General features: G+C 70.8%; 17 protein-coding genes. 2 read left to right on the top strand and 15 right to left on the bottom strand.

Annotated elements, in window-relative coordinates; all coding sequences use genetic code 11:
- The first annotated feature begins 147 nt into the window (after positions 1–147).
- Complete coding sequence (locus tag QSK36_RS24205; RefSeq protein WP_285783963.1) at positions 148–1464, top strand: alpha/beta hydrolase family protein; 1317 nt, start codon at positions 148–150, stop codon at positions 1462–1464.
- Between the two features lie 29 nt (positions 1465–1493).
- Here QSK36_RS24205 and speB read toward each other — a convergent pair whose 3' ends face one another.
- From speB to QSK36_RS24135, 14 genes are all read right to left on the bottom strand, one after another.
- On the bottom strand, positions 1494–2507 hold the full coding sequence (speB, locus tag QSK36_RS24200; protein WP_285783962.1) for an agmatinase: 1014 nt from the start codon (positions 2505–2507) through the stop codon (positions 1494–1496).
- Between the two features lie 45 nt (positions 2508–2552).
- On the bottom strand, positions 2553–4154 hold the full coding sequence (locus QSK36_RS24195) for a PH domain-containing protein (protein ID WP_285783961.1): 1602 nt from the start codon (positions 4152–4154) through the stop codon (positions 2553–2555).
- Positions 4151–4654, bottom strand: a complete 504-nt coding sequence (locus QSK36_RS24190) for a PH domain-containing protein (protein ID WP_183535235.1) — start codon at positions 4652–4654, stop codon at positions 4151–4153. The genes QSK36_RS24195 and QSK36_RS24190 overlap by 4 nt, the downstream gene beginning before the upstream one ends.
- A 94-nt stretch (positions 4655–4748) precedes the next feature.
- Positions 4749–5588 carry an LLM class flavin-dependent oxidoreductase gene (locus QSK36_RS24185; RefSeq protein WP_285783960.1) on the bottom strand — a complete coding sequence of 280 codons (840 nt, stop codon included), beginning with the start codon at positions 5586–5588 and terminating at the stop codon, positions 4749–4751.
- 163 nt (positions 5589–5751) lie between these two features.
- Positions 5752–5883, bottom strand: a complete 132-nt coding sequence (locus QSK36_RS24180; RefSeq protein WP_259405367.1) for a hypothetical protein — start codon at positions 5881–5883, stop codon at positions 5752–5754.
- 135 nt (positions 5884–6018) lie between these two features.
- Positions 6019–7995: a flavin-containing monooxygenase gene (locus QSK36_RS24175; protein ID WP_285783959.1), complete on the bottom strand. Its 1977-nt coding sequence runs from the start codon at positions 7993–7995 to the stop codon at positions 6019–6021.
- A gap of 72 nt (positions 7996–8067) precedes the next feature.
- Positions 8068–9663 carry an FAD-dependent monooxygenase gene (locus QSK36_RS24170; protein ID WP_285783958.1) on the bottom strand — a complete coding sequence of 532 codons (1596 nt, stop codon included), beginning with the start codon at positions 9661–9663 and terminating at the stop codon, positions 8068–8070.
- 42 nt (positions 9664–9705) lie between these two features.
- A complete protein-coding gene (locus tag QSK36_RS24165; RefSeq protein WP_285783957.1) occupies positions 9706–10557 on the bottom strand; it encodes a fumarylacetoacetate hydrolase family protein in 852 nt (283 codons plus the stop codon).
- A gap of 55 nt (positions 10558–10612) precedes the next feature.
- The gene (locus tag QSK36_RS24160; RefSeq protein ID WP_285783956.1) at positions 10613–12250 is read right to left on the bottom strand and encodes a bifunctional 3-(3-hydroxy-phenyl)propionate/3-hydroxycinnamic acid hydroxylase; all 1638 of its coding nucleotides are present in this window, start codon (positions 12248–12250) and stop codon (positions 10613–10615) included.
- Entirely contained in the window at positions 12247–12972 is a 726-nt protein-coding gene (locus QSK36_RS24155; RefSeq protein WP_285783955.1) for an HpcH/HpaI aldolase family protein, read from the bottom strand. Before QSK36_RS24155 ends, QSK36_RS24160 begins: the two co-directional genes overlap by 4 nt.
- Positions 12969–13448 carry a nuclear transport factor 2 family protein gene (locus QSK36_RS24150; RefSeq protein ID WP_285783954.1) on the bottom strand — a complete coding sequence of 160 codons (480 nt, stop codon included), beginning with the start codon at positions 13446–13448 and terminating at the stop codon, positions 12969–12971. The genes QSK36_RS24155 and QSK36_RS24150 overlap by 4 nt, the downstream gene beginning before the upstream one ends.
- A gap of 4 nt (positions 13449–13452) precedes the next feature.
- Entirely contained in the window at positions 13453–14229 is a 777-nt protein-coding gene (locus QSK36_RS24145) for a 2-keto-4-pentenoate hydratase (protein WP_183535246.1), read from the bottom strand.
- Positions 14226–15104 (bottom strand): alpha/beta fold hydrolase, encoded by an 879-nt coding sequence (locus QSK36_RS24140; protein WP_285783953.1) that lies wholly within the window; start codon positions 15102–15104, stop codon positions 14226–14228. The genes QSK36_RS24145 and QSK36_RS24140 overlap by 4 nt, the downstream gene beginning before the upstream one ends.
- On the bottom strand, positions 15101–16039 hold the full coding sequence (locus tag QSK36_RS24135; RefSeq protein ID WP_183535249.1) for a 3-carboxyethylcatechol 2,3-dioxygenase: 939 nt from the start codon (positions 16037–16039) through the stop codon (positions 15101–15103). The genes QSK36_RS24140 and QSK36_RS24135 overlap by 4 nt, the downstream gene beginning before the upstream one ends.
- Positions 16040–16235: 196 nt before the next feature.
- Between QSK36_RS24135 and QSK36_RS24130 the strand changes: the two genes are divergently transcribed.
- Positions 16236–16907, top strand: coding sequence for a TetR/AcrR family transcriptional regulator (locus QSK36_RS24130; RefSeq protein ID WP_183535251.1), 672 nt, complete (start codon positions 16236–16238; stop codon positions 16905–16907).
- A gap of 17 nt (positions 16908–16924) precedes the next feature.
- Here QSK36_RS24130 and QSK36_RS24125 read toward each other — a convergent pair whose 3' ends face one another.
- Entirely contained in the window at positions 16925–17638 is a 714-nt protein-coding gene (locus tag QSK36_RS24125; RefSeq protein WP_285783952.1) for an SDR family oxidoreductase, read from the bottom strand.
- Positions 17639–17675 lie beyond the last annotated feature (37 nt).

Here is a 17675-nt window from a genome sequence, read left to right as displayed (position 1 = left end):
GGCCCCGCGGAGGGCTCCTCCCCGGGAAGGGATCGATATCGGCATGGCAGCCGACGCGGACGGGCCTGCCCGGTCCCTAGCGTCGTTGCCGCCACCGGCCGCCCGCACCGGCCCCGTCGAGGCGGCCCCCACCCGGAAGGACAGTTCATGGATCATGCGATGGAGAGGGAAAGCATGCCCAGCCCCGCCTCGGGACCCGGCGCAGGCGTCGGCGGTGGTCCGTCGACGCCGCCCCGCCGGATCAGCCGAGGCGCCACCACCGTCGCGGCCCTGCTCGCCTTCGTAGCCGCCACCTCCTGCGCCTCCGCGTCCGGTTCGGTCGTGTCCGACGCCCCGCCGCGCAACGCGTCACCCGGCTCCACCGCATCCGCCGCCGGTCCGGCATCCGCGCGGATCGGCATGCCCCGGCTCCCCGAACCGACCGGTCCCCGGCCGGTCGGCACCACGTCCCTCCACCTCAAGGACGGCTCCCGCGTCGATCCGTGGGTCCCCGGTGTGAAGGCGAGGGAACTCATGGTCTCCCTGTGGTACCCGGCGAAATCCCGCAAGGGGAAGCGAGCCCCGTACATGACGGCCAAGGAGTCGGAGCTCATCCTGAAAGGCGGAGAGATCACCGGCGTGCCGTACGACGCGTTGAGCAGAACGCGGACCAACGCCCTCAGCGACGCCGAACCGGCCGGACGCGAGCACAGCCTGCCCCTGGTGGTGCTCTCCCCGGGCTTCACCGAGCCCCGCAGCTCGCTCACCGCTTTGGCCGAGGAACTGGCGAGCAGGGGCTACGTGGTGGCCGGCATCGACCACACCTACGAGAGCCTGGCCACGACCTTCCCCGACGGCCGGGTCACCACCTGCGTCGCCTGTGAGGCACCCAAGGACCAGGAGTTCTGGAACACGGTGGGTCGGAGCCGGGCGGCCGACGTCTCCTTCGTGCTCGACGAACTGATCGGGGCGCACCCCAAATGGAAGGGCGCCGCACTGATCGCCCGCTCCCGCATCGCGATGGCCGGGCACTCGGCAGGAGGCGCGAGCACCATCGCCGCCATGCTGCAGGACGCCCGCATACGTGCCGGGATCGACATGGACGGCACCACATTCGCCCCGATCCCGGCCAGCGGACTGTCCCGGCCGTTCCTCTTCCTGGGCACGCAGGCCATGCACAGCCCGGGAGGCAAGGACACCACGTGGGACCGCGACTGGGCCCGTCTGACGGGATGGAAGCGCTGGCTCGTGGTATCAGGGGCAGAGCATGTCTCCTTCACCGACACCGCGCTGCTGGTGGAGCAACTCGGCATCTACCGCAATCCCGGCCTGCCCGGGGCGCGCGCCGTGGAGATCACCCGCAGCCATGTCGCGGCCTTCTTCGACCTGCATCTGCGCCACAGGTCCCAGCCCCTGCTGGACAAGCCGTCGACGCGCTACCCGGAGGTCAAGCTGTGTGACGCCGAGCCGAAGACCTGCGCCTAGGCCGGGACCGCACGGTCGGGCGGTGTGGATCAGCGTCCGTCGAGGAGGGGCTGCGCGGGGTCCCAGCGAGTGCCGTCGGCGGCGTCCCTGCGGCGACGGGCGATCGCCGACAGCGCCTCCAGGACGACCCGGTTGCCCAGGTACGCCGTGATGTCCGCGTGGTCGTACGGCGGGGCCACCTCGACGATCTCCAACCCCACGACGGGCAGCTCGTAACAGGTCCTGCGTACGGCGTCGAGGAGCTGGCGGGCCGACAGGCCGCCCGGCTCGGGCGTGCCGGTGCCCGGCGCGTGGCCCGGGTCGCAGACGTCCACGTCGACCGACAGGTAGACCCCGTCGCAGTCGTCGAGCGCGATCGCGTACGCCTCGGTGAGGCACTCGTCGAGGCCCCTGGTGACGATCTCGGTCATCTCGTAGGACCGCATGCGCTGCCCGGCCATCCAGTCGAGGATCTCCGGCCCCGGCCAGTAGCCGCGCAGGCCGATCTGCAGGAAGCGGTCGCCCCGGATGGCCCCCGACTCGATGAGCCGCCGCATCGGCTGCCCGTGGCCGTGCAGGTGGCCGAACTCGATGTCGCCGGTGTCGGCGTGCGCGTCGAAGTGGAGCATCGAGACCCGGCCGAAGCCGTGGTGGCGGGCCACGCCGGTCGCGTCGGGCAGGGCGATCGTGTGGTCGCCGCCGAGGACGACGGGGATCGCCCCGGAGGCCGCGATCCTGGCGACCGCGTCCTCGATCGCGCGCAGGCTGCCCTCGATGTCCCCGGCGTAGGTCTCCACGTCTCCGGCGTCCAGCACCCGCAGGTCCCTGAGGGCGTCCACGCGCAGCGCCAGGCTCGGGCGGGAGCCGTCGTGGGGGAGGTAGCAGGTCTGGCGGATGGCGTTCGGGCCGAAGCGCGCGCCCGGGCGGTGGGAGGTGCCGCCGTCGAACGGCGCGCCCAGGATGACGACGTCGGCGTCCGCGTAGCCGGCCGGGTCGTCGAGGTCGCACCGCTCGACGCCGAGGAACGTGATGTCGGGGCCGAACATCTGGCCGTAGCGGGACAATCCAACTCCTGAGGTCAAACCGGTCTTATCGGGCATCACATGCTATTAGCTGACATGCTGCGCCTCGACGAGGAACGGGTCGAGCAGGCCCGGGGTGCCCGCGGCGGCCAGGCGCAGCGCCTCGGTGAGGTCCACGTCGCGCACCTGGTAGCCCTGCTTGCCCGCCGCCGTGGTCGCCGTCAGCGTCGCCAGGCGGGCCCGGCGCTGGAAGAACGATCGCTCGATGTTCCAGCCGATGACGCCGTCACACTCCAGCGCCACTCGGCGACGTGCGAGCGAGCCCCAGCGGGTGACCAGATAGCCGGACGTCAGAGCGTGGCCGAGCGAGCGGTAGCGGTCGGCGGCCAGCAGGGCGGTCAACGGCAGCAGGGCGGCGGCGGTGAGCCAGGTCCACGAGGGCAGCCCGGCCCACCACCACAGCGCGAGCAGCGCGGCCAGCACCAGCGCGTGCACGCCGTACGCCCGGGTGAACCTGCGGCGCAGCGCGGCCGGGCCGTGAGGGGTCAGGTCCGCGGTGACCGGCGAGGCTTCCGAGGCGGAGGAGGCGGAGGAGGCGGAGGGGGCACCGGCGGCAGAGGGGAGCACGAGCCGGGCCACCGACACGGCGGCCGCGCGCGGCGCGGGCGGCAGCAGCAACGACCCGCCGCGCTGGGAGCCCTGCGCCGCCCGCAGCCCGGTCGTCACCGCGGACAGCCGGGCCCCGCGTACGGCACGCAGCAGCAGCGGCTCACTCACCTCGACCCCGCGCAGCCGCCGTTCCTCGATGGTGATGGCCCGGGTGGTCAGCAGCCCCCGGGTCACGTGAAGCGTGCCCTCGGCGTGCCGGGTCAGCCGGAAGTTGCCGAAGGCCAGGACGTAGCCGAGCGTGGAGGCGACGCTCACGAACACCACCAGCACGAGCACCACCGTCGCGATCTCCAGCGGGAGCGACATCGCGCTGAACCACCGCCAGGTCTCCTGAACGGGCCCGACCCTGCCGAGGTCGACGTTGCCCTCCGAGACCAGGCGGGACACGAAGCCGGCGACGACGCCCACGGTGACGAGCCCGGACATCGTGAACGGCCCGAACCTCACCCACTCGGGACGCATACGCGCGAGTTCGGTCTCCGCGGCCGGCGTGCTCCCGGCGGGGGGCGCCACGGGGGACATGGTGGGGGACACGGTGGCAGCGGCGTCAGAAGCGACGGGGGAGCGGTGCAGCAGCTCCACGCGCAGGCGGGCGGCCTCGGCGGCGGTCAGCGCGTCGAGCTTGAGCCGGCCCTCGTGCCTGCGCTCCGACGTGCCCGTCCCCACCTCCACCCGGGCCAGGCCGAGCACGCGGTGCAGCACGTGGGAGGTGACGTCCACCGTGCGGACCCGGTCGCGGGGCACGGTCACCACCTTGCGGGTCAGCAGGCCGCGGCGGACCTGCACGTGCTCGGGAGTGATGCGGTAGGTCGTGGTGAACCAGCGGAGCATGCCGAGCACGACCATGAGGGCGACGCCCGCGACGCTCCACAGGTGCCCCTGCCCGCCGCTGCTCGACCCCGCGACCAGCAGGCCGAGCAGCGCCGGGGCGGCCCGTACGACCTCCTGGAACGGGTGGATCACCAGCATGCGCGGGCTCAGCCGCCGCCAGTTCAAGGTCGTCTCGATGACGTCGATCACGTGGCGTCACCCGCCGTCGCCTGCGCGGTCGCGGTGAGCTCGGCGACCAGGCGCTGGGCCGTGTCCCGGTCGAGGCCGCTGACCTTGATCGGGCCGGCGGCGGAGGCGGTGGTGACGGTGACGTTGGCCAGGCGGAAGATCTGCTCCAGCGGGCCGCGCTCGCTGTCCACGGTCTGGATGCGGGAGACGGGCGCGATGCGCCACTCCTGCTTGAACCAGCCCGACTGGGTGAAGACGGCCGCGGACGTGGCCTCCCAGCGGTGCACCCGATAACGCCACTGCGGCATGACCGTGACGTGCGCCACCGCGACGACGGCGGTGACGACGAGACCGGCCACGTGCGCGGTGACGGGCAGGGCGTTCCCGTCGCTGTCGGCCACGAGCCAGGCCACCTGGGCGGCGAGGAGGACCAGCCAGCCGAGGGCGGCCCGCGCCGCCCAGTACCAGACGGCGGTACGGCTCACGCGGTGCTGAGGAGATCGGAGGGTCGGGGTGTCCACGCCTCAACTCTGCCCGATCCTGCGTGTCCCGGCGTAGTGGGCCCGATCCTGTTCTCCCCAGGACAAATGTCATGTCCCGGCGCCGTGCGGCGGGTCAGAGGGCGGACAGAAGCTCGTGGACGTGGGAGAGCGGGTCGGCGCCCACCGGGCGGACGGCGACCGTGGACACGCCCGCCTCCCACAGCGCCCTGACCTGCGCGGACGCCTCCTCCGGCGAACCCGCCGCCATGACGACCTCCTCCGGCGCCACCTGCAGGAATCCTGCCTGCTCCTCCGCCGCCCGCCGCATGGCCGCGCGCGCGTCGTCGCCGACGTAGAGGTGGACGAACGCCACCACCTCGTGATCGCCGGTCGCGCCGATCCCCTCGATCATCGACCGCAACCGCTCCGGGGCGAGACCCTCGGGAAGGATGGTCCCCTGGGCCACCCGTCCCGACAGGGCCAGCGAGCGGGGGTTCACCACTCCGGCGAGGACGGGCGGCGGCTCGGCCGGCGGGTGGACGAGGCGGACGCCGTCCAGGCTCACCTCGCGTCCGTGCAGGGTGACGGTCTCGCCGCGCAGCAGTGCCCGTACGGACGTGATCGTCTCCTCCAGCAGCGACAGCGGCGACGCGGCGGCGGCGCCCACCTGACGCATCCACGCCTGCACGCCGTGGCCGATCCCCGCGGCCAGCCTCCCGGGGTGGAGGCGGGCCAGGTTGGCCAGCTCCATCGCCAGCAGCATCGGATTGCGCAGGGGCGCGGGGGTGATGCCGATGCCGACGCGCAGGCGGGCGGTCGCGGCCAGTGCCGTGGCGGCCGAGGAGATCGCGCCCGTCCAGCCGAGGTCCTCCACCACCCACAGGTCGGAGACCGCCGTGCCGTCGAGTTCCCTGGCGAACGACGGAAGCGACTCCGGCGGCAGGTCGCGGTCGAAGACGACTCCAAGCCTCACGGGCGGCCCTCCAGAACGAGCGAGATCGGCTCTACGGCCTTCCGAGTATCCAGGACGGAGGGCGGCGTCGCACACGGGGGCGGGGGTGAAGGTGCGGGTGAAGGAGGAGGGCCGGGCCACGGTGGGCCCGGCCCGGATCATGGTGGCACCGGCCGTGCGGCCGTCACTCGCTCGCGCCCTCGGCGGGGCGGTTGGCCTTCTTCGCCTGCTTCGCCGAGCGGGCTTCCTTGATGGCCGTCCTCTTCGCCTTGCCGGTGGACTTCGCGGGCTTCTTCTTCTGACCGTCGTCAGCCATGATTCCCCCGAATGTATGAGGATGCGCCTTATGTGCGCATCTGAGGGGGTTGATACCCAAGAGAGCCGTGTGCCATCCGGCATGACTCGTCGCACCGGCGAGGCGGGCCGTCACGGTGCGAGTTCTTGATCGGGTTCATGCCGATGTGTACGGTCCGGGACGTGAGATCCGGCGATACGCCTCCGGGTCGACCTCGCGGGTCGCGTTCCAGTAGTCGAGCAGCGGGAACGGCCAGCACTGCGACACGCGCCCCCTGCTGTTCTTGTACCAGCTGCTCACCTCGGCCGCGCCCCAGACCATCCGCTCGTTCTCGGCGTCGACGGCGTCGTTGTAGCTCAGGTAGGCGTCCTCGCGGCAGTCGAGCGCCGCGTCGCCGTCGCGCACCAGGCTCTCGACAACCTCGACGATGTATTCCACGGCGAGCTCTGTGAACAGCACGGTGCTGCCGTTGAGTACGTGGTTGGTGTTGGGGCCGTAGACGAGGAACAGGTTGGGGAAGTGCGGAACGGTGATGCCGAGATACGCCCGCGCGTCGCCGTCCCAGAAATCCTGGAGGTCCCGCTTCCCGGTGCCGGTGACCCGCATCGCCGACAGGAACTCCGAGGCCCTGAAGCCGGTGCTGTAGACGACGGCGTCGAGCTCGTGCAGGGTCCCGTCCTCGGTGCGGATCCCGTTCGCCGTGAACTCGCGGATCCGGTCCGTCACGAGGGCGACGTCGTCCCGCTTGAGGGTCCGCGCCCAGCTCCCGTTGTCCCGCAGCAACCGCTTCGCGCCCGGCGGGTACGCCGGGATCACGCGGTCGAGCAGGTCCGGGCGGTCGGCGAACTGCGCGGTGAGGTGATCGGTCAGGGCCACGCGCAGGACCTCGTTCTGCTCGGAGACCGAGCCCTCCTTGGTCCAGTCGGGATCGACCTCGGCGAAGCGGCGACGGCCCTCGACCGAGGTCCAGAACTGGAAGAACCGGTACCACCGCGCGTAGTACGGCACCTGGCGGAAGAGCCAGATGAGCTCCTCCTCGATCTCGTCCGTGTACCGCGGGGTCGGCAGCGTCCACGGGGGGTTGCGCTGGAAGACGGTCAGGTGCTCCACCTGCTCGGCGATCGCCGGGACGACCTGGAAGCCCGACGCGCCGGTGCCGACGACACCCACGCGCAGACCCGCCAGGTCGACGTCGTGACGCCAGCGGGCGGTGTGCCAGGTCTCGCCCCGGAACAGCTCCTGGCCCTCGAACCTCGGGATCAGCGGCTGGTTGAGCTGCCCCACGGCACTGACGACGGCGTCGAAGACCTCGACGGCCTCGGCCCCGTCGCCGGTGCGGTATCGCACCCGCCAGTTCGCGTCCGGCTCCTGGAAGCCGAGCTCGACGACATGCGTCGAGAGCCGTAGGTGCGGGGCCAGGCCGGCGTCCTCGGCGAACTTCGCGAGGTAGGCCTGGATGGACTCGCGGCTCGAGAAGTAGCACGGCCAGTCCGGCTTCTGCGCGAACGAGTAGCTGTAGGCGTAGTTGTGCGTGTCGAGCCGGCATCCCGGATAGGTGTTCTCGTACCAGGTCCCGCCGATGTCCGGGTTCTTGTCGAAGACCACGACCTCCACCCCGGCCTGTCTGAGCCGGTGGGCGGCGACGAGCCCGGACAGCCCCGCGCCGATGACGGCGACGCGGAAATCGCGCTCGGGGTCGAGATCCTTCAGCTCCCAGCCGGGGGCGCCGCTGTCGTGCGGGATGTCGAGTTCGTGCGCGAGCAGGGGAAGGTAGGACTCGTCCGCTTCGTGGGCGATGAAGTCCAGCAGCCGGGTCAGGCGGGCCGGCGCCGGCTCGGGCCCCGTCGCGAACCCCGAGTCGCGGAAGCGCCGCAGCCCGTCGAGGCAGAGCTCGCGCGCCCGCCGCTGCCGCTCCTCGTCGAGGCCGCCCTGGTGCAGGGCGCCCGCCGGCGGGACCACCGAGTCGGGGCGCAGGGCGGGGTCGATGAACGCGTCGTCGTCCAGGATCTGAGCAAGGGTGGTGAGGAGGGCGGGAAGGTCGGCGGTCGCGACGGCGCTTTCGAGTCTCTCGTCGCTCCACTCGGCGTGGTCGGGCGCCGGTGCGGTGACTCGGTCGGCGGCAACCTGGTCCATGGTGCGTCCTTCGGTGGGTGGGAGGAAGTCAGGGGGCCGAGCCGACACTCTTTCCGGAAGGGAGCGGGGAGGTCAGCTCGGGATCGGGGGCTGGAGGCGCTCCTGGTGCCGCCGCCAGGCGTCGGCGAGCCACGGGACGAATTCCACGAGGGCCGCGAACGCCTCGGCCTCCCGGCCGGCAGGCGCCGCGGCCGCCACGTATCGATCGGGGCGGACGAGGAGGGTCACCGGCTCGGCGCGCAGCCCGGCGAAGGAGCCGGACAGGTCCGCGACGACGACCCGGCCGTCCGCGGCGCCGGGTGTCGCGTCGAGCGGGATGACCTCGATGCCGGCGCCCGCAGCGAACCGCAGTGCGTTCCACCCCGAGCCGAGCAACGTGTCCAGCGGTGCGGTATCGCCCCCGGGGAGGCGCACCGCCGGCTGGGAGAGGGAACGGCCGACAAGGCCGGCGACCGTCTTGGGCAGGCCGCCGGGGACCGGGGCGACGCAGCCACGGGTGTGGTGCGGCTGCTTGAGGAACTTCATCGCCGTGATCCAGCTCTTCAGCGACGGCACCAGGCCGGTGCCGCGCAGCAGCAGGTCGCGCGCCAGGGTGACCCTGGAATCGGTGCTCATGACGATCTGCCCGATCCGCCGCGACAGCTTGACCATCTGCTCGGCGTGGGGGCGCCGCTCGGTCTCATACGTCGCCACCAGCGCGTCCGTCCCGGTGCCGTGGACGGCGGCGGCGATCTTCCAGGCGAGGTTGGCGGCGTCGCGGATGCCGGCGTTCATCCCCTGTCCCGCGAACGGAGGCATCATGTGCGCGGCGTCGCCGGCGAGCAGGACCCGGCCCTGGCGGTAACGCAGCGCGACGCGCTGATGCGCCACGTAGACCCTCGCCCGCCGGATGTCCTCGGGGGCGACGCGGCGGTGCAGGTAAGGCTCGACCAGCGTCGCCACCATGTCCGGGGTGGTCACCTGCTCGGCGGTCTCACCGGGCAGGAGCATGAACTCGAACCGGCAGCGTCCCTTGACGCCCGGGACGACCACGGCGGGCCTGGTGCCGTTGCAGTGGAACTCGGCGAACCTCTCGTGCTCGCCGGTGCCCAGCAGGTCGACGACGATCCACTCCTCGACCTGCGTGGAGCCCTCCATCGGAATGCCCAGCTGGCACCTGACGGGACTGCGCCCACCGTCGCAGGCGACGACCCACCTGGCGTGCACGACCGTCCTGCCCTGCGGGCCCAGGACCGTCGTCTCCACGTGGTCGCCGGTGTCCCGGACGGAGAAGGCCTCCGTCTCGAAGCGGAGTTCGACGCGGTCGCGGCCGCGGACGGCGTCGAGCAGCAGTTCCTCCAGCACCGGCTGGTCGAACTGGGACTTCCCCGGCTGCCCGAGGCGGGAGCTCGCCGGGTGGACCTCGGCCAGCAGCTGCCCGTGCCGGCCGAAATAACGTGCCCCGGTGTCCGTCAGCATCTCCGGCACGAGACGGTCCACGATGCCGATCTGCTGCATCACCCGCAGTGTCTCGTCCGCCACGCTGATCGCCCGCGGCTCGTCGCCGGTGCCCGGATTCCTCTCCACGACCAGGACGCGTACGCCGTGGTCGGCGAGGAGGCCGGCGGCGGTCAGCCCGGTGGGCCCGGCCCCGATGATCAGGACATCCATGTCCATGACAGAGTGCATCGACTGTCTATCTCCCGACGCTGGATACCGGGTGGACTCGCCTCAGCGCTCGCGCCGGACGGTGTTGCGCAGGATTCCGAGACCGGTGATCTCCACCTCGACGACGTCGCCCTCGGAGAGCAGACCCTGCGGGTCCATGAACATGCCCACCCCGCCCGGTGTGCCGGTGACGATCACGTCGCCGGGAGCCAGCCGGGTGAACCCCGTGACGTGCGCGATCAGCTCGGGGATGCCGAAGTACAGGTCCCCGACGGAGGCCTTCTGCCGTACGTCGCCGTTGACCCTCGTCTCGAGCACGAGCTCGCCGACGTTCCCGAGGTCCGCTGCGGACACGAGATAGGGCCCGAACGCGCCCGTCCCGGGGAAGTTCTTGCCCGGGATCCACTGGCTCGTGGCGCGTTGCCAGTCACGGACGGTGAAGTCGTTGTAGGCGGCGTATCCGGCGACGTGGTCCCAGGCGTCGGATACGCCGACGTGGAAGGCCTCCTTGCCGATCACCAGCGCCAGCTCGCCCTCGTAGTCGAACTGGGTCGTCGACGCGGGCATGTGCGCGGGCCGCAGGTGGCCGATCTGGGTGTCCGCGAAGCGGGTGAAGACCGTCGGGGCCTTCTGCTCGGTGCGGCCGGTCTCCTGCTGGTGGCTGCGGTAGTTGACACCGATACAGATGATCTTCGACGGGTTGGTGATCGCCGGCAGGAACTCGATCTCGGCCTCCGGCCGGGCCGGCGCGTTCAGGTAGCGGTCCCCGACCTGGCCGAAGACGCCCGACCCCACCGCGTCGCGCAGGTCGGTCGCGAGGCCGAGCCCGGAGGGGCCGAGGTCGTAGGCGGCCCCTTCCACGATCACTCCCCAGGTGGGCGATCCGTCAGGGGCGGCGAAGCTGGCGTGGTACACAGGTGTTCCTTCGATGGGGCGACGGTGATGTGAGCGACGATCCGCGGGGTGCGCGTCAGGCCAGGTAAGAGATGGCGTCGAGCAGCTTCTCTGTGGTCCGGTCGGCCTCGACGGCCAGGCACTCGGCCGCGATCACGCGGTCGGGGCGGAGGAAGAGAACCGAGTAGGGCTTGTCGTCGAACCACTTCTTGACCCGGCCCAGGGCGTCGCCGATGACCGTGATGCCAGGGGAGGCGTTGGCGGCCGTCCACTCGCGCTGCACCTCGGGCACCACCTGGACGAAGGCCGCACCGAGACGTTCGAGCGCCTCGACGGACTTCTCGGACAGGATCCGGCGCGGGTCGTTGTTCCAGGTCAGGACGGCCCACCGCAGGCCGATGACGTCGTCGAGCAGTTTCACCGCTCCGTCGGGCGCGGACACCTTCGGCTGGATGAACAGCCTGCCCGCCGAGCGGTTCACGCCGTGCGCCGGGAGGATCGACCTCGACTTGTGGACCTCGGTCCGCACCACGGCGCCGCGGGTGTAGGTCGGCATCGGCTTGAAGCGCATCGAGGCGACGTAGCGCTTGACCGGCGGAAGATACTCGACCGCGGTCCCGACGACGGTGCGGGCCACCTCGCGCAGCCGGCCGCGGGAGGCGAAGGCCTTGCCCATGCCGACCGAGAGCTCGACCATGCCGCGCACGTGGTCACGGCGCTCGATCTCGTAGGTGTCGAGCAGCGCGGGCGACGAGGTGCCGTTCAGCACCGCGGCGAGCTTCCAGCCGAGGTTCACGGCGTCCCGGATGCAGGAGTTCCAGCCCTGGCCGGCGTTCACCGGCATGACGTGCGCCGCGTCGCCCGCGATGAAGACACGGCCACGACGGAAGGCCGAGGCGATCCGCGCGTTGTGGGTGTAGACCCGCCGGCGGATGATGTTGAGCCGTTCGGGACCGCGCACGTGGTCGGTGAGCAGGCCGCGCACGAAGGCGTCCGACTCGGCCAGCTCGTTGTCCTCGTCGTCGCCGAGCATGAACTCCCAGCGGCGGATGCCGTGCGGCAGGCCGAAGGTCGCCCAGCTCCGTACGGGATCGGCTCCGAAGATCGCGTTCGGGGTGCCGAGCGGGTCGTCGGCGACGTCGACGACGAGGCAGCGGTCGGGCAGCGTGACGCCCTCGAAGTTGGCGCCCAGCCAATCCCTGGTGAACGAGCGGCCACCCTCCGCGCCGACCATGTACTCGGCCGTGACCCGGGTGACCTCGCCGGAGTCGACGTCCTGGATCGTGCAGACGACCTGTTCGGCGGTCTGCTCGATCTTGAGGAGCTCGTGTCCGAGCCGCACGTCGACGTGCGGGAAGCGGTCGAGACCGGTGAGCAGCGCCCGGTCGACGAGGGGCTGGATGAAGCCGTTGCGGCGGGACCAGCCGAACTCGTCGGTCTGCGGCGCCATCTCGGCGATGACCTTGCCCTGGGCGTTGACCGCCCGCACCATGTGGTGCGGCACCGTGTGCGGGAGGACCTTGTCGACGAGGTCGACGGCCTGCATCGAGCGCAGGGCCTCGTCGTCGATGCCGATCGCGCGCGGGTAGTCGATGAGCTCGTGGAGCCGCTCGATGATCAACGTTCGCACGCCGTAACGCCCGAGCAGGTTGGACAGCATCAGGCCCGTCGGGCCGGCCCCGACGATGACGACCTGGTAATCAGCGGCACTCATGCTCGATAACTCCCGATCAGAAGCTGTGTTGCCCGGGCCACGAGGCCCACGTCGCTGCCGAGCCCGACGAAGTCGGCCTGCCCGGAGCCGGTCATGCGGCGGGCGTACTCGCCCGACAGAGAGAAGACGCCGACCTCGACGCCGGCCTCGCGGGCGGCGGCGACGACCAGGTCGATGGCGTCCTTGACCGGGCCGTCCTCCCAGTCCAGACGTGGCGGGTGGCCCATCGTCAGGGCCAGGTCGGCGGGGCCGATGTAGACACCGTCGAGGCCGGCGACGGTGAGGATCTCGCGTCGCCGCTCGACCCCGAGGGCCGACTCGATCTGGACGTACGCGCGCACGCTCGCGTTGGCCGAGGCGCACATGTCCGGCCCCTGGTAGAGCCCGGGGCGCTGCGGACCGAGGCTCCGGGCTCCGACCGGCGCGAACTTCGTCGCGGCCACCACGGCGCGGGCCTGCTCGGCGCTCTCGACGCAGGGGGCGATGATCCCTCCCGCGCCCGCGTCGAGGACGGCGCCGATGACGCCCGCGTCGATGCCGGGCACCCGCACCAGCGTGCGGCTCAGGGAGCCGGGCACCGAGCGGATGATGCGGGTCGCCGAGCCGAGGTCGTGCTCACCGTGCTGCATGTCCACGACGACGCCGGTGAACCCGTTGGCCACCGCGTGCTCGGCGATCAGCTGCGATCCGACGCTCAGGTGCAGGAACGCGGGCGCGCTCACCTGCCCTCGTCCTCCGTGCCGGCGACCTCCGTGCCGGCGACCTCCGTGCTCGCGACCACGGGCCTCGGCGCGTCGGCGTTGGTGAACACCGGCACGACACGCCGCTCGGCGAGCAGCCACTCGTCGCCCACCTTCTCGAAGGTGTCGTGATACTCGCCCACGCTCGCGGGGGTCGCCGGATTGTCGTGGGTGTCGCGGAACGCCACATAGTAGGAGGTGGAGCACAGACGCCCCTCGCTCCGGAACACGCGGACGTTGCTCAGCACGTGGCGGACCCTGCTGGGGTTGCTCAGACGCCGGACGCCCCACTGCCTGATGGCGTCGCGTCCGACCATGGTGCCCATCGGCCCCTCGGAGCGGCACTTCTCGCTGTACAGCTCCCAGAGGGTGTCGGTCAGGCCGTGGTCGTTGCGGTAGGCGTGCTCGGCGAGCAGCGCCATCACGGCCAGGCGGTCCTCGGTGCTCACGCTGGTCATCGGTTCACTCCTTGGCGAAGCGTGCGGTCACCGACCCCACGCCGGTGATGTCGGCCCGGTAGAGCGGCCCGAAATCGAAGTCCATGATCAGACCGATCGAGCCGGGCAGGAGAAGCTCGCCGGCCTGCAACGGGACGTCCTGCTCGCACGCGGTGCGGGCCAGCCAGGCGATGGCGTTGATCGGGTTGCCCATGACGTTGCGGCCGACGCCGGAGGTGATCTCCACCCCGTCCCGGGTGAGGGACAGGCGGACGTCCCGGAGGTCCACCCTCCCGTAGGGCTGCCTGTCGCCCAGGATGATCCCGGCGCAGGCGGCGTTGTCGGCGATCGTGTCGACGATCTTCATGCCGTAGTTCTCGTAGTGGCAGTCGACCAGCTCGAACGCCGGCGCGATGAAGTCGATCGCGTCCTCGATCGTGGGGATGTCCCAGGCGTGCAGGTCCTTCTTGAGGGCGAAGGCGACCTCGGCCTCGATCTTCGGCTTGACGTAGTCCTTCGGGTCGAACACGGCTCCGTCGTGGAAGACCATGTCGTCCATGATCGTTCCGTAGTCGGGCTCGTTCACGCCCGCCTTGGCCTGGACCAGGGGGTTGGTGAGGCCGACCTTGCGCCCGGCGCGGGTCCGGCCCGAAGCGATCTTGCGCTGGACGATCCGGCGCTGGATCTCGTACGCCGAGTCGACGTCGTCGTCGGCGATGAACTCGCGGACGAACGGCATGCGGGTCCGGTTGACGTTCGCCTCCCAGAGGAGGTCGGTCACCGTGTCGAGGACCCCGCTCATGACGCCTGCTCCCGCAGGAACCGAAGGACCGCCGCGTTGAACTGCTCGGGTTCCTCCCACTGCGGCCAGTGGGCGGCGCCCTCGACGAGCACGAACCGGCCGTGCGGCATCTTCTCGGCCAGATCGCGCCCTACGCCGGGGTCGCCCGACGGCTCGTGGTCGGTCCAGACCAGCAACGCCGGCAGCGGCTGGTTCTCGTAGTCGGCGTCCGTGACGCTGTTGCGCCGCCTGATCTCGGGATCCTGCAGGGCGAGGATCGCGTTCATCGAGTCGACGAACCCGGGCTGGGCGTAGATGGCCTGGCGCACCGCGACGAGTTCGTCGCTGATCGCCTCGGCGTCGTGGATGACGACGTTGAGGCGTGCCTTGACGTTCTCCCAGGAGGGGTCCTCGACCGACCGGCGCGACATGCTCTGGGCGCGGGCCATCCGGTCGGCCGGGATCATGCGCCCGCCGGGCGCGCTCAGGATCAGCGAGGCGAAGCGCTCGGGGTGCCGCCGCGCCACCTTGAGGGCGATCCAGCCGCCGAGGGACTCCCCGCACAGGTGGGGCCTGTCCAGGCCGTAGTGGTCCATGAGCGCGAGCAGATGCTCGATGTAGTCGGCGATCTCGAGCGTGCCCTTCACCAGGGTCGAGTAGCCGTGGCCCGGGTAGTCGTACGCGATGATCTGGTAGTGCTCGCCGAGCGCGCGCAGGTTGTGCGTGTACGCCTCGATGTGCCCGCTCGTGCCGGCGAGCATGAGGATGGTCTGGTCGCCCCGCCCCATGCGAAGCACGCGGGTGCGGATCCCCCCGATCTCCGGGAACTCCAGGACGTGGGGCAGATCGGCGATCTGCGACCACAGGGTCCGGTGGTGAACGCCGCGGACCGTCATGCGAGCGACCTCGCCGTGACCACGCCGAAGCCGGCGCCCCAGGGGACGGAGGACCAGTAGCCCTCGTCCACCGTCTTGTACTCGCCCAAGGCCGACAGCGCCGAGAACGCGGCCAGCCACGTGCGCACCTCCTGCGCCCCTGATCCGCCCTCGCGCGTGATCCAGTCGTTGCGCCACTCGTCGGCCTGGGCCAGGTCGTTCGACCCCAGGACGCGCAGGATCTCGCGGTCGAAGGCCTCGTTGACCGGCTTGCAGTCGCCCTCGCCGCGGGCGTGCGCGTGCGCGGCCCGCATGATCATGGCCTCGCGCTCGGCGCGCTGCTCGGAGGTGACGACTGCGCTCGTCAGCCGCTGACGCACCGGCTCGGGAGCGGTGTCGAACACCGCGATCGGCGGGTCGTGGGACAGGCCCCCGGAGGCGAGGAAGAGCACCCGCTCGCCGAGCTGTTCCGCCGTCCTGCCCACCGCCTCGCCGAAGAGGCGGATCCGCCCCATGGGGCCGAGCGGAAGGCCCACGCAGTTCACGAAGATCGGCACAAAGGGTTTGGCGAATTCCTCGCCGAAGATGAACTCCATCGACTGGAGCATTCCGTGGTCGACTTTCAGCCGCTCCGAGCGTGGCACGTCGATGCCCTGGGCCAGTACGCCGGCGTGAAGACGGCGCGCGGTTTCCGAGTCGACGGGAAGAGGCCCTTCCCGCGTTCCCCAGTCGCCGATGCCCTCGGCCTGTGCGCCGATGCAGAACGACGGCATCATTTCGTACAGCACGCCATTGAAATGGTCGGGGCCGAACGAGACCACGATTTCCGGATCGAACTCGGCCACGAACTCCTTGACGCCTTCGATCGCCTCGAGGATCTCTTCGTAGATCGTCCCGCCGGGATCGACCCTGCCCAGGGTCGGAGCATGGCTCATAGCCGCCAACGCGAAGCTCACGGGTCCTCGCCCTCTCACTAGAATCGCGGTTCCAGAATCAACGTACTAGTGGGGAGATGCTCCCGCAACCCCCCGAGCCATCCCGCCGGATTCCTGCTCGGACGGTGCGGGGGCGGTGTGGCACCCCCATGCGGGGGCGGGAAGCGGGGGCCGGGGAGGACCTCGTGGCGGCCCTTGCCTCGCGTACACTCCCCCTATGGCGCAAGGCACTTCACGGCGGGCGAGATCCGAGAACTCCAAGGAGCAGATCCTTCAGGCGGCGCTGCGCCTCGCCGTCGAGCGGGGTTACGAGGGCACGACGATGGCGGACGTCAGCGCGGAGTCGGGCCTGCCCATCGGCTCCGTGTACTGGCACTTCAAGAACAAGGAGCAACTCTTCGTCGAATTGCTCGAGCACTGCCACGCCGAATGGCTCAAGATTCACTCGGGCCCGATCGCGGTTCGCGACAAGGTGACGCGCGGCATCGCCGGCCAGGTCCGCGAGGACCCCGGCGGTTACTCACGCGAAGAGGCGCTGTTGAAGGTCGCGATGATCCTGGCTCTCGACAAACGTCTCGGCGGCCTCGGTGAAGACAGCGAGGTCCGCCGGACGTACATAAGGATCCGGTCCAAGATGTTCGAGGTCAATGTCAGGCATCTCGCGGATTCGCTGCCCGGGGACGTGGTCGAGGCGTTTCCCGAATTGCCGGAGAAGTTGGCGGTGCTCAGTCTCGCCCTTACCGACGGCTTCTACGTTCACGCCAACTCGGCCATTCGCATTGATTTCGCCGAGTACGCCGACCTCGCCGCCCTGGCACTCGAAGGACTGGTCGACCGGTACGTGAATCTCGCGCGCGAGCGCAAATCCGTCTCCACCGCCGCCGGGTGATCGGCCGCCGGCGGGAGTCAGACGCTCCGGGTCACGCCTCCGTCGACACGTACGTTCTGGCCCGTGATGTACGCGGCGTCGTCCGACGATAGGAACGCCACGGTACGCGCGATCTCGGCATAGCTGGCCGGACGTCGCATCGGGATGTTCGAGACCCGATCGCTCGGGACCGTCGCCGGGTCGGCCACGGTGTACCCGGGGAGAACGTTGTTGACCCTGATCCCGTCCGCGGCCACCTCGGCGGACCACAGCTTGACCCAGGTCGTCATCGCGGCCCGCGCCACCATGGACGTCGGGAAGCGAGGCGAGGGCTCGGTGGGGGCGGCGCTGGAGATGTTGACGATCGCACCGCCACCCCGGGACCGCATGACGGGGAGCGCCGCCTTGCAGGCACGCACCACGTTGTAGAAATACAGGTCGAAGCCGAGGGCCAGTTGCTCGTCCGTGAGCTCTTCGAGAGTGCCCTGCGGCCCGTGACCGGCGCTGTTCACGACGACGTCGAGACGTCCCCACTCGCCGGTCACCCGCTCCACGGCGGACTCGATCGTTCCCCGCGCGGTGTAGTCCCCGCGGACGGCCAGGCCGCCGATCTCGCGGGCGAGACTCTCCACCGCCTCCCCACGGGCCATCACCGCGACGTGGTGGCCGCGCGTCGCGAGCTCGCGGGCCGTCGCCGCGCCGATCCCGCTGCTCGCGGCGATGACCAGCGCGGCCCTCTTTCCCCCGATCATTGTGATCCTCCTGCTGTGAGATGTCGTGTTACGTGTC

This window comes from Microbispora sp. NBRC 16548, assembly GCF_030268985.1.
GTDB classification, from domain to species: domain Bacteria; phylum Actinomycetota; class Actinomycetes; order Streptosporangiales; family Streptosporangiaceae; genus Microbispora; species Microbispora catharanthi.
Note: the sequence above shows the minus strand (reverse complement) of the source record. Positions and strands in the feature narration are given on the sequence as shown.

What these genes read in the sequence shown, in the direction of transcription:
- QSK36_RS24160 (WP_285783956.1), bottom strand. Translation starts at nt 12,250, where the DNA reads ATGAGTGCCGCTGATTACCAGGTCGTCATCGTCGGGGCCGGCCCGACG.
- QSK36_RS24205 (WP_285783963.1), top strand. Translation starts at nt 148, where the DNA reads ATGGATCATGCGATGGAGAGGGAAAGCATGCCCAGCCCCGCCTCGGGA.
- QSK36_RS24170 (WP_285783958.1), bottom strand. Translation starts at nt 9,663, where the DNA reads ATGCACTCTGTCATGGACATGGATGTCCTGATCATCGGGGCCGGGCCC.
- QSK36_RS24130 (WP_183535251.1), top strand. Translation starts at nt 16,236, where the DNA reads ATGGCGCAAGGCACTTCACGGCGGGCGAGATCCGAGAACTCCAAGGAG.
- QSK36_RS24145 (WP_183535246.1), bottom strand. Translation starts at nt 14,229, where the DNA reads ATGAGCGGGGTCCTCGACACGGTGACCGACCTCCTCTGGGAGGCGAAC.
- QSK36_RS24150 (WP_285783954.1), bottom strand. Translation starts at nt 13,448, where the DNA reads ATGACCAGCGTGAGCACCGAGGACCGCCTGGCCGTGATGGCGCTGCTC.
- QSK36_RS24125 (WP_285783952.1), bottom strand. Translation starts at nt 17,638, where the DNA reads ATGATCGGGGGAAAGAGGGCCGCGCTGGTCATCGCCGCGAGCAGCGGG.
- QSK36_RS24175 (WP_285783959.1), bottom strand. Translation starts at nt 7,995, where the DNA reads ATGGACCAGGTTGCCGCCGACCGAGTCACCGCACCGGCGCCCGACCAC.
- QSK36_RS24140 (WP_285783953.1), bottom strand. Translation starts at nt 15,104, where the DNA reads ATGACGGTCCGCGGCGTTCACCACCGGACCCTGTGGTCGCAGATCGCC.
- QSK36_RS24180 (WP_259405367.1), bottom strand. Translation starts at nt 5,883, where the DNA reads ATGGCTGACGACGGTCAGAAGAAGAAGCCCGCGAAGTCCACCGGCAAG.